The organism is Mariniflexile sp. AS56, from assembly GCF_030552475.1.
GTDB lineage: Bacteria > Bacteroidota > Bacteroidia > Flavobacteriales > Flavobacteriaceae > Mariniflexile.
In genome coordinates this window covers 35,226-50,633 of sequence record NZ_JAUPED010000013.1, presented here as the reverse complement: position 1 = coordinate 50,633, position 15,408 = coordinate 35,226, and the positions used below count along the sequence as shown (strand labels likewise).

The window sequence follows — 15,408 nt, the reverse complement described above, 5'->3', positions numbered from 1 at the left end:
TTATGAAAGCACACACAAGAGAAACCCAGTCTACAATGACACCACAGAAGTCATTAGAATATTTAAAAGAAGGAAACAAAAGATTTCAAAATAATTTAAAAGCAAATCGTAACTTATTAGAGCAAGTAAATGATACAAGCGATGGGCAATTTCCATTCGCTACGATTTTAAGCTGTATTGATTCTCGTGTTTCGGCTGAATTGGTTTTCGATCAAGGTTTAGGCGACATTTTTAGTGTTCGTATTGCAGGTAACTTTGTAAATGAAGACATTCTAGGAAGCATGGAATTTGCTTCTAAACTAGCTGGAACAAAATTAATCGTAGTATTAGGTCACACTAGTTGTGGTGCTATAAAAGGCGCTTGCGACGATGCAAAACTTGGTAATTTAACAGGTATGTTAGGCAAAATAAAACCTGCTGTTGAAGCTGTAGCTGAACCTACTGATAAAAGCTTAAGAAATTCTAAAAACCTAGATTTCGTAGACAATGTTGCAGAAAAAAATGTAATTATCGCTATAGAAAACATTAGAAAACAAAGCCCAGTTTTAAAAGAAATGGAAGACAACAATGAGATTGCTATTGTTGGAGCCATGTATGATATTAATACAGGTGAAGTTGCATTTTTTGAATAGAAAGAAAAAACATATTATGAAAAAGAGATTAAGTATGGTAGCACTAACGTTAGCGTTAGTGTTGCCTAACTTTATGAGCGCGCAAGACAGTGATTTTGGGAATTGGCTTATTTACATTGGAAATAAAAAAATAAATTCTAAATGGAATATCCATCATGAAGTGCAACATCGAAACTACAATGCCATTGGAGATTTAGAACAACTCCTTTTAAGAACGGGCTTGGGCTACACATTTAACGAAGGCAAAAACAACTTTTTATTAGGCTATGGCTATATCCTTTCTGAAAACTATATTGGAGAGACAGACGAAAAAGTAAGCGTCAATGAACACCGTATTTTCCAGCAGCTTACATCAAAACAAGCTATTGGTAAATTCACATTAAACCACCGCTACCGTTTTGAACAACGTTTTGTTGAAGATGATTATAAAATGCGTTTTCGTTATTTTCTAGGATTAAATGTTCCTATAACTAAAACAGGTTCTTTTTATTTATCTGGCTACAATGAAGTGTTTTTAAATACTAAAAGCGCTATTTTTGATAGAAATAGAGTCTATGCAGGTATTGGGCATCAAATAAATAAAAATATTAAAATAGAAGCTGGTTATATGAATCAAATATTCGAAACCAGTAGTAGAGACCAATTTAACTTGATAACCTTTGTTACTTTTTAAATTTTAATACAGCTAAATTTATAACCATTAAACTAAATAAACTATGAAGAAACTTTTTTCAAACATAAAAGGAGATGCCTTTGGAGGTATAACCGCAGGTATTGTTGCATTACCACTAGCATTAGCTTTTGGAGTTTCATCTGGTTTAGGCCCAAGTGCTGGACTTTATGGTGCCATATTTTTAAGTTTCTTTGCGGCTCTTTTTGGAGGCACAAATACTCAAATTTCTGGACCAACAGCACCTATGACGGCTGTGAGTATGGTTGTAATTGCTGGAATTATAGCTGTTAATGATGGGGATGTTGAAAAGGCCTTACCTGCCATACTAACCGTGTTTTTACTTGCGGGCTTAATGCAAGTAGGGCTTGGTGCTTTAGGGTTTGGTAAGTATATAAAATACATTCCCTACCCCGTGGTCTCCGGGTTTATGACGGCCATTGGTGTTATTATTTTAATCACACAAGTATTGCCTTCTATTGGATATTACCCTAAAGAAGACACTGAATTTGTAGACCAATTTAAACCGCAAGCGGAAGAATTGATTTTAGAAAACATCTTGAAAGAAGAAGCTGGTGAAGGTATTTTGGTTTTAGAAAACTTTAAAGAAACTGTTACCAGAGCCCAATTTATAGGTGAAGAAGATATCATGAAAGAATCAAAAACACTCGCTAAAAATGAAGCTTCAGGTGTTTTAGGAACCTTAAAAGTATTGCCAAGGGCGCTTCAAAACATTAACTGGTTAGAGTTAATTTTAGCGCTTTCAACCATTATCATTATCTATGGGTTTAAACGCATTACCACGAAAATACCGAGTACTTTGGTGGCTTTGGTAGTGGTTTCTGGTGCGGCCATAGCTTTTGGATTAAACTACAGACCAATTGAGGAAATACCTAGTGGAATTCCAATTCCAAATCTGGAAATTTTCGCAAACTTTAGTATTTCAGGTATTACGCCTTTCATATTTACAGCTTTAACTTTAGCCTTATTAGGAGCTATTGATTCGTTATTAACCAGTGTGGTAGCCGACAATATGACCAAAACCAAACACAAACCTAATAAAGAACTTATTGGTCAAGGTATTGGTAACAGTATTGCTGCCATTTTTGGTGGTATTCCAGGTGCTGGAGCAACCATAAGAACGGTTGTAAACATCAATTCTGGTGGAAAAACAAAACTTTCAGGTATGATTGCAGGTATCATGCTTCTTGTTATTTTACTAGGTCTTGGACCTATTGCTTCAAGAATTCCAGCCGCAGTTCTTGCTGGTATATTAATTACAGTAGGTATTGGAGTTATGGATTATAAAGGTCTTAAAGCCATACCAAGTTTACCAAGAGATGCTAAAATTGGACCTATCAAAATAAGTTCAGAAGTGATTATAATGTTTGTTGTTTTACTTCTTTCAACTTTCTGGAATTTAGTGTATGCCGTAGGTATTGGACTTATCATTGCATCTTTAATGTTCATGAAAAAAATTGGAGATTTAACTGCAGAACGTTCCGATGTTAAATCTTTAAAAGAAGAAGCATGGAAAGATGAATTGGATTTCCCTGAGCAATTAAAAGAAAAAGTGTTCATAAAACACATCAAAGGCCCTTTATTCTTTGGTTCTACTAGTGAATTTCAAAGTTTGTCTGCTCAAATTCCTAATACAGCCTCTATGGTTATTATTCGTTTAGACCGTATGCAGTATATGGATCAATCTGGATTATATGCCATGGAAGATGTGCTTCAGGAACTTAATAAAAATAAAATTACAGCGTACTTTGTTGATTTACTTGATCAGCCAAAATACTTGATGGAACGTATTGATATTATTCCTGATTTAATGCCAAGAGAGCATATATTTAATACCTTCGATGAATGTATTAAGCATATTAAATCTAAAAGTTAAAACTTTAAATAATGGGACGATTGCTTCAAAAAGAATCGACCTGAACAAAAAATGCGAACTGAAAAGTTCGCATTTTTTTGTTTAAAATATGTTTTTCTTTATTGAGCGTTTTTCATAAACTCTTCACACTTAGCAACCATATTCTTGCTACCGCAAATAAAAGGCACACGTTCATGTAATTCAGTTGGCTTAATATCCATAATTCTCGTAAAACCATCACTAGCCTTCCCGTTCGCTTGTTCAGCTAAAAAGGCCATCGGGTTACATTCATATAACAAACGTAATTTACCGTTAGAGTTTAAGGAACTTTTTGGGTATAAATAAATACCACCTTTTATCATATTTCTATGAAAATCGGATACCAAAGACCCAATATATCGAGACGTATAAGGTCTATCATCTTCTTCCTGTTGGCAATACTTAATATAATTTTTAACCCCTTGTGGAAAGTGAATATAATTCCCTTCATTCACAGAATAGATATGGCCATCTTCAGGAAACTGCATATCTGGATGCGACAAATAAAACGAGCCTATGGCAGGATTTAAAGTAAATCCATTAACACCAGCTCCGGTAGTATAAACGAGCATGGTGGAAGTTCCATAAACCACATAACCTGCGGCCACTTGTTGGCTTCCTTTTTGTAAAAAATCTTCAATAGTAACAGGGCTCCCTACGGGAGTTACACGTCTGTAAATTGAAAAAATAGTTCCTACAGACACATTTACATCAATGTTTGAAGAACCATCTAAAGGATCAATTAAAACCACATATTTATTCTGGTGGTTTTCATCTTGACTATTAATGGCAATAAAATCATCTTCTTCCTCACTAGCAATTCCACAAACAATATTTCTATTGGTAAGTGTTTGAATAAACTTTTCGTTGGCATACACATCCAATTTTTGTTGGTCTTCACCTTGTATATTGGTATCGCCTGCTGCACCAATAATATCTACCAATCCAGCTTTATTAACTTCATGATTTACAACTTTGGCAGCTAGTCTAATTGAGTTAATAAGACTCGATAATTCACCTGAGGAATATTTAAAAGAAGATTGATTTTCAATGATAAATTCCCCTAAGGTTTGCTTTTTATGAGACATATAATAGATTTTTATCCTACAAATATCTACTATTTTTAATGAACTACAACGTTTTCGCTCAAGATTAATCTTTTATATATTCAACTTTAAGTTATCTTTGAAATAACTAAAAAATATTATGAGTTTCACAATCAGAAAAGCGAAAAAGGAAGATATGCCAAAGGTGCTATCATTAATAAATCAATTGGCACATTTTGAGAATGAACCAGATGCGGTTGAAGTAACTTTGCAAGATTTAGAGAATGATGGCTTTAGCGAATCGCCTGCATTCTTTTGTTTTGTCGCCGAAATAAATTCAAAAATTGAAGGTATTGCTTTAGGTTATTTTAGGTATTCTACTTGGAAAGGTAAAACCGTGCATTTAGAAGATTTGATGGTTAATGAAGCAGCCAGAGGTACTGGATTAGGTTCTGCGCTTTTAGATGAAATTGTTAAATTTGGTCACGAATTGGGTGTAAAACGTATTAATTGGGAAGTACTAGATTGGAACGAACCAGCAATTAAATTTTACAAACAAAAAGGCGCTACAATTAAAGAAGAATGGCGCGTGGTTCATATGGATGAACAAAGCATAAAAAACTATATTTCTAAGCTATAATATGCAGGTATTTAAATTTGGTGGTGCATCTGTTAAAGATGCAGATGGTGTAAAAAACGTAGCGGCATTATTAATTAAAGTAGGCTATAAAAACACCCTCATTGTTGTTTCTGCTATGGGAAAAACAACCAACGCTCTAGAACTTGTTATTAAAAATTATTTTGACAATAATGCCGAATTACAAAGTGCTTTACAAGAGGTTAAAAAATACCATAATGAAATTATATTAGATTTATTTGAGAACGAAAACCACCAAGTATTTAACAAAGTAGCCAAATTTTTCAACGAACTCAACCAATTCTTATCATCGAATAAATCGCCAGACTATAATTTTGTTTACGATCAAATTATAGGCTATGGCGAACTCATTTCGACCACTATAATTAGTGAGTATTTAAACCTTATCGACATAAAAAACAATTGGATAGACGTTCGAGAGCATATTAAAACCGATAACTATTATAGAAGTGCCCATGTAAATTGGGAAGACACCCAACAACGTATTTCATCCAACTTCAATAAAAACGTTTTAAATATTACGCAAGGGTTTTTAGGCAGCGATCCTAATAATTTTACAACCACATTAGGCCGAGAAGGGAGTGATTATACGGCTGCTATTTTCGCCTATTGCTTAAATGCCGATCATGTAACCATCTGGAAAGATGTGCCTGGTGTACTAAATGCCGATCCACGTTATTTTGAAAATGCCCAATTGCTAAACAAAATAAGCTATCGTGAAGCCATCGAATTAGCCTTTTATGGCGCATCGGTAATTCACCCAAAAACCTTACAACCTTTACAAGGCAAAGAAATTCCTTTATATGTAAAGTCCTTTCTAAACCCGGAAGCTCCCGGAACACGCATAGGTAAAAACATTACTTTAGACCCTATGGTACCCTGTTTTATTGTGAAGAAAAACCAAGTTTTAATCTCATTATCGTCCTTAGATTTTTCATATATCGTAGAAGAAAACATTAGCGACATATTTAATTTATTACATTTATATAAAATGAAGGTAGATGTTATTCAGAATTCAGCCATTAGTTTTTCAGTATGCATCGATAATATTTACAATAATCTTGACAAGTTATTACATCATTTAAAAGCAAAATTCAAGGTAACTTGTCATGAAAACGTATCGCTTTACACGATTCGACATTATACCCAAAATGCAATTAACCAAATCGAAGAAGGTAAAACCGTGTTATTAAAACAATTAACACAAGAAACTGTTCAAGTAGTAAGTAAATAAACAATTTAGTACATTTACAGTCATGACCAAACAACAAGATTCCGGATTAGTTACTGCTAAAGAAGTAGCTAAAGTATTAAACGTAGATAACTATGGTTTTATAGGTACGTTTATAGGTTGGCTAATAATGAAAGTGCTTAAAATATCCACTTTAAATAAATTTTACAACCGCAACAAACACCTTGAAGGTGTTGATTTTTTAGATAAAATTTTAGATGAATTTCAAATTAAGTTCGAAATCCCTGAAGAAGATTTAAAACGACTTCCAAAAGAAGGTGCTTACATTACCGTTTCAAACCATCCGTTAGGTGGTATCGATGGCATTTTACTTTTAAAATTGATGCTTGAGCAACGCAGCGATTTCAAAATAATTGCCAACTTTTTATTGCACCGTATTGAACCTATGATTCCTTACATTATGCCGGTAAACCCTTTCGAGGATCGAAAAGATGTAAAATCAAGTATTGTAGGTTTTAAAAACGCCATTTTACATTTACGCGAAGGCAAACCTCTAGGTATTTTTCCAGCAGGCGAAGTATCCACGTATAGAGATGGCAAATTAATGGTAGATAAACCTTGGGAAGCATCGGCCATGAAATTGGTAAAGAAAGCCGAAGTACCCGTAGTACCTATTTACTTTCATGCTAAAAACAGCCGATTATTTTATAAGCTATCAAAAATTAGCGATACGTTTAGAACCGCCAAATTACCATCAGAAGTACTCACACAAAAACGTAGAATTATAAAAGTTAGAATAGGTAAACCTATCTCGGTAGAAGACCAAAAAGAACATACATCTCTTGACGATTTTTCAGAATTTTTAAGACGAAAAACCTATATACTATCGCATGCTTTTGAACACAAATCGAAAATATTAGATAATATTCAGTCTACTTTAAAAACACCTAAAACACCCAAAAACATTGTAACTCCGGTTGATAATGCCTTAATGATTAATGAAGTTGATGCGCTACGCAACGACAATTCCAGATTGTTACAAAGTAAAAATTACGAAGTCTTTTTAGCTCAAGCCACCAAAATACCGAACATACTTCGCGAAATTGGACGCTTACGTGAAATTACGTTTCGAGAAGTAGGTGAAGGGACTAATGAAGCCATAGATTTAGATACTTTCGATAATTATTACCACCACATGTTTCTTTGGGACAATGAAACTAAATTACTTGCCGGTGCTTACAGAATGGGCTTAGGCTCTAAAATTTTTGAGAGTTATGGTATCGATGGTTTTTATTTACAAGACCTGTTTCGATTTGAACCCGAATTACATAAAATGATGAGCCAGTCTATCGAAATGGGACGCGCCTTCATTATTAAAGAATATCAACAACGCCCCATGCCGCTCTTTTTACTTTGGAAAGGTATTGTGCACACAACCCTACGCTATCCAGAGCATAAGTTTTTAATTGGTGGTGTGAGTATTAGTAACCAGTTTTCAAATTTCTCAAAATCGTTAATGATTGAGTTTATGCGCTCTCATTATTACGACCCTTACATCGCGCAATATGTGCACCCCAAAAAGGAATTTAAGGTAAAACTAAAAGATGCCGATAAAGACTTTGTTTTTGATGAAACGGAAGCCGATTTAAATAAGTTCGATAAAATTATTGATGAAATAGAGCCAGGTGCTTTACGTTTACCAGTACTTCTAAAAAAGTACATCAAACAAAATGCACGTTTGGTCGCTTTTAATGTAGATCCCTTATTTAACAATGCGGTAGATGGGTTGATGTACATTAAAATAGCCGACTTACCAGAAAGCACGGTACGCCCTGTTATGGAAGAATTTCAAGCAGAATTGGAACGTAAATTATCAGAAAACAACGGAGATTAAAACCTCTATTTTTTGAACTTCAAACCTTATCGAAACAACATTATGATACCGCCTAAAGCAGTAACTATAAGTATGAAGCGTCTGTAATTTACATTCGAAATAAGTTTTACAATATAAGCGCCCAGGAAAAAGCCCAAAATAACCATGGGGATTAAAACCGAATTTAAAATTAAGGTATCTAAACTAACTGTTTTCCATACAAAGAAATGAAAGGGTAATTTAAAGACGTTTATTATAAAGAATAACCAAGCAGCTGTACCAATAAACTCGTTTTTAGGCATTCTCATGGCTAGAAAATAAATATTGGAAATTGGCCCTGCCAAATTACCTACCATCGTAGTAAACCCCGCAAGAAAGCCCGAGCCGTTTGAAAACCATTTATTTGTTGGTATGTCGGTGGATTTTCGGTTTTCCATGTAAAACATTATAAGTACCGAAACAATAATGATAACCGCCATAGTGCGTTTAAAAACAACTTCAGAAATATCATTTCCTATCCACACACCCACTAAAACACCAATAACCATAGCGGGTAACAGCTTTCTTATATAATGCCATTGCGCGTGCTTGTTATAATACACCACAGCAAAAATATCGGCACAAATTAACAGAGGAAGTAAGATACCTGTAGATGTTTTTTCTCCAAAAACAAAAGCGAGGATAACAACTATAATTATACCGATGCCTTTAATACCTGACTTTGACATGCCTAATAAAAACACCGCAAAACCAATGGCAGCCCATTGTAATACGGATAAATGAAAAGATTCTAGAATTTCGAAATAGGTCAAATTGGTTGGTCTGTGTTAATTGATGGGTAAAAATATATGATATTTACTTAAAAGCAGCATCTATAGGTTCCCAAAGTTCAATTTTGTTACCGTCGTTATCTAAAATCCAACCAAACTTTCCATATTCGTATTCTTCCATCTCCCCTACAATGGTAACGCCTTCTTCTTTTAATACTTGCAGTAATTCAACTAAATTTTCAACCCGATAATTGAACATAAAGTCTTTTTTTGATGGCTCGTAATACTTCGTGTCCTCGGCAAACGGACTCCATTGTGTCGTGCAGTCTTTCCCTTCTTTGTCTTTCCACCAAAAAGTAGCACCGTAATCATTTATATTAAAACCTAAGTGTTTTTTATACCAATCTTTGGTATCACCTGGGTTTTTGGTTTTAAAAAACAATCCGCCAATACCTGTAACTCGCTTTTTCATGTCTATGTCTTTTTTATATTTTTCTCATAAATAGTTATCCATGTCTCGACCGTCATTTTGGATGCTAATTCGCCAATGAGTTGATACGGAATATCATCTAAATATTTAAAACGCACGCAACTTTTTCCCATATCGAGTTTACGTTTACAATGTTTTGGATACTCGGCAACAAACCAATCGTACAATTCTTTTTTAGCATATACACCCGAATGATACACGTTTATTGAGTTTTTCTGGGATGCAATATTCATAAATGGTAAAGGTAGTTCTGGGGTGCAATGATACCCATCTGGATATATAGCATGCGGTACCACATAACCAATCATACCATAACTAATAGTCTCTTCAAAACCTTTTGGTAAGTTTTTTTTAATGATAGCACGCAACTTTGTAATAGCCTCCTTTCTGTCTTCAGGAAGTTGATTAATATAATCTTCAGGTGAATTGGCCTCGTATTGCATAGTGCTAACTTTTAGAAATCTAAAGTTAACAAAATTTTGCTTTAATCTTATCGACAATGGTTTGTGCTAGTTTTTCTTTGCTTTCCATAGTCCAACCGGCAACATGTGGTGTTAACAACACATTTTGAGCTGCTATTAAATATTGAAAGGGCTCGGGCATGATGGAAGTAAACATATCTTCAAAGGATGCTTTTTCGTATTCTAAAACGTCTAAACCTGCTCCAAGAATTTTACCAGATTTTAATGCGGAAACCAAATCTTGGGTCACTACACTTTTACCACGTGCTGTGTTTATAAACCAAAATGAGTTTTTAAATTGGTTGATAAAAGTGGCATCCATCATGTTTAACGTTAAAGCGGTTTGTGGTGTATGCAAACTCACTACCTCAACCTTTTCTTGAAATTCTTTAAGTGTTACTTGTTTTGCATTGGCATCACCCACACCTTCTTTTATATCGTAGCATAAAACCTCAACATCAAAACCGCGTAGTTTTTTAGCGAAAGCTTTTCCCATATTGCCGTAACCAATAAGCCCTACGGTTCTACCATCGAGTTCGATACCTCGGTTGGCTTCGCGTTGCCATTTACCATTTCTAACTTCTTGATCGGCTTTGTTTAGTTTATTGAAAAGTGACAGTAACATACCCAAAGCGTGTTCGCCAACCGCGTTTCTATTGCCTTCTGGGGCTGCGATTAATGTAATGCCTTTTTGTTCGGCATACGCACAATCTATATTTTCTAATCCTGCACCTACTCGACCTATAAATTTTAGGTTGGTTGCGGCATTTAGAAATTGTTTATCTATGGAAAAACGACTTCTTAAAACGATACCATCGTAGTCCTTAATTTTAGCTTCAATATCATTTTTTGAAGAGGTATAATCTTCATGATTGGTAAAGCCTAAATTGGATAATTGATTGATTAACAACTCGTGGTTGGTATCTAGGTGGAGAATTTTCATGTGTTTAAATGCTTATTTTTTATGGCCATATGCTGCTTCCTTATAATTATTCTCTTAGGTATCCGGGAGAATATTATGAAAGTTTCATGAACACAAATTAGGCTGTAAATTTAGGAAGTTTTAAACAAACAAAACTGAAAATAGAACTCTAACTGTACTTTACAGATACGACCGCGTTAGGGATAGAAATGGAAATCCTTTTTAAACTAAAAAAGAACTCAACTTTGATAGAAATATAAATTGGCAGATTGCTTCGTCATTCGTCCTCGCAAAGACGTTTAGAAAGATTGTAATGGATAGCCCGACCCGATAGGGTAACGCCCAAATTATTTAAAAACCTAATATAAACTTTGCAATTAAGAAGTACATTAAAATACCAAATACATCGTTGCTTGTGGTAATGAATGGCCCCGTAGCTACGGCTGCATCGATACCGCGTTTGTCTAAAAATATAGGAATAAATGTGCCTATTAATGCAGCCATAATAATTACAGAAACTAAGGCTACACAGATGGTTAAAGACTCTAAATACGTAGTATGAAATGCAAAATGACTGATAACCAAAACGATACAAGCAATGGCAAGCCCGTTGACTAAGCCTAGTAAAAACTCTTTAAAAAGTCTGCTTAAAATGTTCCCGTCTATAGAATCGTTTGCCAAACCTTGAACGATAATAGCAGATGATTGCACCCCCACATTTCCGGCAGTTGCTTGAATAAGTGGAATAAACATTAATAGCGCCGGGAATTTTAGCATGGCATCGCTAAACCCATTAATAATACTTGCTGCCCCAATACCGCCAAACATACCTATTAATAACCATGGTAAGCGGGCTTTGGTGAGCTCCCAAATACTATCATCAGCCTCGACATCGGCTGTAATACCAGCGGCTAATTGATAATCTTTTTCGGCCTCTTCTTTCATGACGTCTACAATATCGTCAATGGTGATTCTTCCTAAAAGTATATGATTATCATCTACTACAGGAATGGCTTCTAAATCGTATTTCTGCATAACACGGGCCACATCTTCAACATCGTCATGTACATTTACATAATCGACACTAGAGTTGGCCAGTTCTGCTATTTTTTGGTCGCTTTTAGCAACAATAAGATCTTTTAGAGATAGGCGCCCAACCAATTTGTCTTTTTTATCGACAACGTAAATGGAGTGTACACGCCTTACTTCTTTGGCTTGCCCTCTTATACGACGTAAACAGCCAGCAACAGTCCAGGTTTCATAAACTTTAACAAGCTCTTTTGCCATAAGTCCACCCGCTGTATCTTCATCATAGGCCAGTAATTCTTCAATTTCGGCCTTGTGTTCTTCGTCTTCAATATGAGAGATGACTTCGCGCTTACGCGATTCGGGTAATTCAGAAATAATATCGGCAGCATCATCGGTATCTAATTCACCAATTTCGTCTGCAATTTCTTTGGACGATAAATTTCTTAAAACTTTTTCTCGATTGTCTTCATCGAGCTCCATTAAGATATCGGCCGTAGTTTCCGAATCTAACAGTTTGATGATGTAAATAGCCTCGTCTAAATCTAATTCATCTAGAATTTCGGCAATATCGGCGTAATGAAAGTCTTTTAAAAGTTTATGAAGGGCTTTGTCATCGCTTGCTTCAATGAGACGTTCTACCTGATTGATTAAATCATCGGTTAGTTCAAATTGTATGTTTTCTATTTCTTCAGACAAAATGCGATGTTTACATGTCTTTATCAATTAATTGCGTAAGCTGAATAAACTGCTGCACGTTTAATTGTTCTGGACGTTTGTCAAATATACTATCTTCTCTTAAACTATCGCTTAAATTGAATGTTTTTAAACTATTTCTAAGTGTTTTTCTGCGCTGTTGAAAGGCTGTTTTTACAACTTTGAAAAATAAGGCATCATCACATGGTAATGAATAGTCTGCTTTTCTTGTAAGTCGTAATACACCTGATTCTACTTTTGGTGGCGGGTTGAATACCGATGGCGGTACTGTAAATAAATATTCTGCCTCGTAATAAGCTTGTGTTAACACCGATAAAATACCGTATACTTTACTGCCTTCTTTCGAGCAAATACGCTGTGCTACTTCCTTTTGAAACATCCCTGAAAATTCAGGAATTTGATCGCGCATCTCCAAGGTTTTAAATACAATTTGAGTTGAAATATTATACGGGAAATTACCAATAATAGCAAAAGATTCCCCTTTAAACACCTCGTTTAAATCGTATTTTAAAAAATCTTTCTCAATAATTCGAGATGCCAGATTTAAGTAATTAGCTTGTAAATAGGCTACCGATTCGGTATCTATTTCAATAACATGTGTAGTAACCTCCTTTTTAAGCAAGTATTTGGTAAGCACACCCATACCTGGACCAATTTCTAAAACGGTGTTGTAATTATTAAGGGTGAGTGTATCGGCTATTTTTTCTGCGATAAGCTCATCGTTTAAGAAATGTTGACCTAAATGCTTTTTTGCTTTAACTTGATGTTGATTTGGGGTATTTGACACAGATTTACGGATGTTTTTGTTGTTTGAAGGCATATTTACGAAGATACTAAGTTTTGCTCGCAAAGAAGCCGAGACCTAAAATTAATTGAAATTGTTAATTGAATGTAACTGAATACTCATCAACAATTTCAAGCTCTGTTCTAAATGCTAATACTTTATCGGCAAACTTTCTAAGGCCTTCGCTTCTTAATTTTGGTGCGTCTTCATTATAGTAGGCGTCTAAAACTTCACGAGAAGCCACTCTATATTGTACCGAATAGGTAACACCACCCATATCTTCTTCTATCAATACTCTAGAAAGGGTTGCTTTTTCAAATTTACCGGTAGCTAAAACTTGCGGAATGTGTTCTTCTTTCATCCAAGTTAACCATTGTTGGTGGATGCTATCGTCTATACTTGAGGTAACGTTATATATGTACATGTAAGGTTGAATTGTTTTATTGATTTGTTAGGTGAAATAACGGCTAATTAATAGCATCGCCGCGTAGAGCTCTATAACGCTTTCTAGCATCTACAAAGTAAATACTATCGGCATGATTAAAAATAATTTTTTCGTATAATGCTTTTGCTTTTTCAGGTTGGCTCAATTGATATTGGTACAGTTCTGCCAACTTAAAATAAGCATCGTCTATTAAAATACCCTCGCTGTAATTAGCTATTATGGCATTATAATTGGCTTCAGCCTTTTCAAACTGCGCTTTATCTTCAAATAATTGCGCTTGTTTATATAAAGCCTGAGGTATAATAGGTTCCGTTTTGTGTTCGTTTAAAATGCTAGTTAAAAGTGCAATCGCCTCGTCATTTCTATTTTGAAAGGACAATAAATCTGCTTTAGCATACTTTTTTAAAGCGAGTTGCAGTGAATCTTCATATTTATTATCGGTAATAAGCAGTTTTAAATCTAAGGCATCATTCGCAATAAGTTGTGATGTTGATGCTTTTAAAATTTTAAGTTGCGATTCTGCCCATTTAAAATCACCCTTATAATAACTTGCTTTAGCAACTTTAAAACGCGCTTCTTGCGAAATGATACTGTTCTTTACATTTCGTTGTATTTGCGTATAGTAAATTAAGGCATCATTAAACTTTTCTTGTAAAACTAAAATATCGCCTAATTCTAATTTCACTTCAGCTTGTTGTTTATCAGACAGCGGTAATTCCAATGCTTTTTCTAAAAAAGAAGTTGCCTTTTTTGTTTCATTTTTATGGAATGCTAAAAAATGAGCATAGGCTATTTGAAGTTTTAAAGTTTGTGAAAAAGTATCGAATTTAGTAAACAAGGCTTGATAATGCGCATCAATAGCATCGTAATTTTCTTTTGTACTTTGCTTTGTTTCTAATTGAATTAAATTATAATGCGCTTCTAATAAAACATCTAAATCTTGAGCCGTAATCGTTATAAACGTATAAATTTCTTTAGCCATCTCTTGTTCATTTTTATTCAAGGCAATGGCTGCCAATTCTTCTATTCTATCTAAACTTTCTGGTTGCCTATTAAAGATCGCTTTCTCTTGTACAAATGCTTTTTTAAAATCGTTTTGCTGAATAAACAACCAACTTAATAAGTCGTTCCAAAGAATGTCTGGTTCTTGTTGCGCCTTCCGAAGTAAAATTTTTCTAAATAAAATGTTGTTTTCATTCTCGCTATTTTCACTTATAAAATCGCTTACAGCACGTTTAATATTAAGGAGAGCAATTGGGTTAGTCTGCGCAAAAACAATATAACTGGAAAACATTTTTTCTATATTTCCTTGCTCGCCATATAATTGTGCTAGTTGCAAATGAAAATTATATTCTGGCTTTAGCCCCATAACTTTCTCGTAAGCAATAACAGCTTCATTTACCAAGGAATGACTTTGAAAAACTCGAACAATATGAGACACGTAAGCCGGCTTTTCATCCAGACTTGTTAAGGCTTTATTATAGTAGAAATTAGCTTGTTGTAAATTATTTCTAAGCTGATAATTGTAACCCAATTCCACCATAAATGGCGGATAAGAAACGCGGTCCATTAATTTCAACAAAAATGTTTCAGCCTTGTCGTATTGCTCTAATTCTTGATGAGAACTAATTATTTTAGAAATATAATCAATACTTGAAGGTGCCTGTTCATACAACTTCGTATACTCAAGTAAGGCCTTTTCAAAATGCCCGTTTTTATAGTAATCTAAAGCCAATGCATCATCTTGCGCATACACAAGGGCACTAAATAGAAAGCATAAAACAAATAGGATTCTCATGTGGCAAAG

At 34.6% G+C, this 15,408-nt stretch carries 15 protein-coding genes; 6 read left to right on the top strand and 9 right to left on the bottom strand.

The features are described 5' to 3' along the window. Positions 1-2 precede the first annotated feature (2 nt). From Q5N74_RS14885 to Q5N74_RS14875, 3 genes are read left to right on the top strand one after another with little or no spacing between them, the layout of a single operon-like run. On the top strand, positions 3-632 hold the full coding sequence (locus tag Q5N74_RS14885; protein ID WP_304389743.1) for a carbonic anhydrase family protein: 630 nt from the start codon (positions 3-5) through the stop codon (positions 630-632). 16 nt (positions 633-648) lie between these two features. Then, on the top strand, positions 649-1,305 hold the full coding sequence (locus Q5N74_RS14880) for a DUF2490 domain-containing protein (protein WP_304389742.1): 657 nt from the start codon (positions 649-651) through the stop codon (positions 1,303-1,305). A 43-nt stretch (positions 1,306-1,348) separates the two neighbouring features. Further along, the gene (locus Q5N74_RS14875) at positions 1,349-3,199 is read left to right on the top strand and encodes a SulP family inorganic anion transporter (RefSeq protein ID WP_304389741.1); all 1,851 of its coding nucleotides are present in this window, start codon (positions 1,349-1,351) and stop codon (positions 3,197-3,199) included. A 98-nt stretch (positions 3,200-3,297) separates the two neighbouring features. Here Q5N74_RS14875 and fbp read toward each other — a convergent pair whose 3' ends face one another. Next, the gene (gene fbp / locus Q5N74_RS14870; protein ID WP_304389740.1) at positions 3,298-4,305 is read right to left on the bottom strand and encodes a class 1 fructose-bisphosphatase; all 1,008 of its coding nucleotides are present in this window, start codon (positions 4,303-4,305) and stop codon (positions 3,298-3,300) included. Between the two features lie 118 nt (positions 4,306-4,423). Here fbp and Q5N74_RS14865 point away from each other — a divergent pair, with 118 nt between their 5' ends. From Q5N74_RS14865 to Q5N74_RS14855, 3 genes are read left to right on the top strand one after another with little or no spacing between them, the layout of a single operon-like run. Continuing rightward, a complete protein-coding gene (locus Q5N74_RS14865; RefSeq protein WP_304389739.1) occupies positions 4,424-4,903 on the top strand; it encodes a GNAT family N-acetyltransferase in 480 nt (159 codons plus the stop codon). A 1-nt stretch (position 4,904) separates the two neighbouring features. Continuing rightward, on the top strand, positions 4,905-6,155 hold the full coding sequence (locus tag Q5N74_RS14860) for an aspartate kinase (RefSeq protein ID WP_304389738.1): 1,251 nt from the start codon (positions 4,905-4,907) through the stop codon (positions 6,153-6,155). A 22-nt stretch (positions 6,156-6,177) separates the two neighbouring features. Further along, the gene (locus Q5N74_RS14855; RefSeq protein WP_304389737.1) at positions 6,178-8,007 is read left to right on the top strand and encodes a lysophospholipid acyltransferase family protein; all 1,830 of its coding nucleotides are present in this window, start codon (positions 6,178-6,180) and stop codon (positions 8,005-8,007) included. A 26-nt stretch (positions 8,008-8,033) separates the two neighbouring features. Here Q5N74_RS14855 and Q5N74_RS14850 read toward each other — a convergent pair whose 3' ends face one another. The 8 genes from Q5N74_RS14850 to Q5N74_RS14815 all read right to left on the bottom strand — a co-directional run bounded on the left by Q5N74_RS14850 (position 8,034) and on the right by Q5N74_RS14815 (position 15,399). Then, on the bottom strand, positions 8,034-8,798 hold the full coding sequence (locus Q5N74_RS14850; protein ID WP_304389736.1) for a sulfite exporter TauE/SafE family protein: 765 nt from the start codon (positions 8,796-8,798) through the stop codon (positions 8,034-8,036). Between the two features lie 43 nt (positions 8,799-8,841). After that, positions 8,842-9,228: a VOC family protein gene (locus Q5N74_RS14845; RefSeq protein WP_304389735.1), complete on the bottom strand. Its 387-nt coding sequence runs from the start codon at positions 9,226-9,228 to the stop codon at positions 8,842-8,844. Positions 9,229-9,230: 2 nt separating this feature from the next. After that, complete coding sequence (locus tag Q5N74_RS14840; protein WP_304389734.1) at positions 9,231-9,689, bottom strand: DUF1801 domain-containing protein; 459 nt, start codon at positions 9,687-9,689, stop codon at positions 9,231-9,233. Positions 9,690-9,714: 25 nt separating this feature from the next. Further along, positions 9,715-10,650 carry a 2-hydroxyacid dehydrogenase gene (locus Q5N74_RS14835; RefSeq protein WP_304389733.1) on the bottom strand — a complete coding sequence of 312 codons (936 nt, stop codon included), beginning with the start codon at positions 10,648-10,650 and terminating at the stop codon, positions 9,715-9,717. A gap of 330 nt (positions 10,651-10,980) precedes the next feature. Then, positions 10,981-12,354, bottom strand: a complete 1,374-nt coding sequence (gene mgtE / locus Q5N74_RS14830) for a magnesium transporter (protein WP_304389732.1) — start codon at positions 12,352-12,354, stop codon at positions 10,981-10,983. A 10-nt stretch (positions 12,355-12,364) separates the two neighbouring features. Continuing rightward, positions 12,365-13,192 carry a 16S rRNA (adenine(1518)-N(6)/adenine(1519)-N(6))-dimethyltransferase RsmA gene (gene rsmA / locus Q5N74_RS14825; RefSeq protein WP_304389731.1) on the bottom strand — a complete coding sequence of 276 codons (828 nt, stop codon included), beginning with the start codon at positions 13,190-13,192 and terminating at the stop codon, positions 12,365-12,367. Positions 13,193-13,253: 61 nt separating this feature from the next. Next, positions 13,254-13,580, bottom strand: a complete 327-nt coding sequence (locus Q5N74_RS14820; protein ID WP_304389729.1) for a DUF4286 family protein — start codon at positions 13,578-13,580, stop codon at positions 13,254-13,256. A 43-nt stretch (positions 13,581-13,623) separates the two neighbouring features. Continuing rightward, positions 13,624-15,399: a tetratricopeptide repeat protein gene (locus Q5N74_RS14815; RefSeq protein WP_304389727.1), complete on the bottom strand. Its 1,776-nt coding sequence runs from the start codon at positions 15,397-15,399 to the stop codon at positions 13,624-13,626. Between the last annotated feature and the right edge of the window lie 9 nt (positions 15,400-15,408).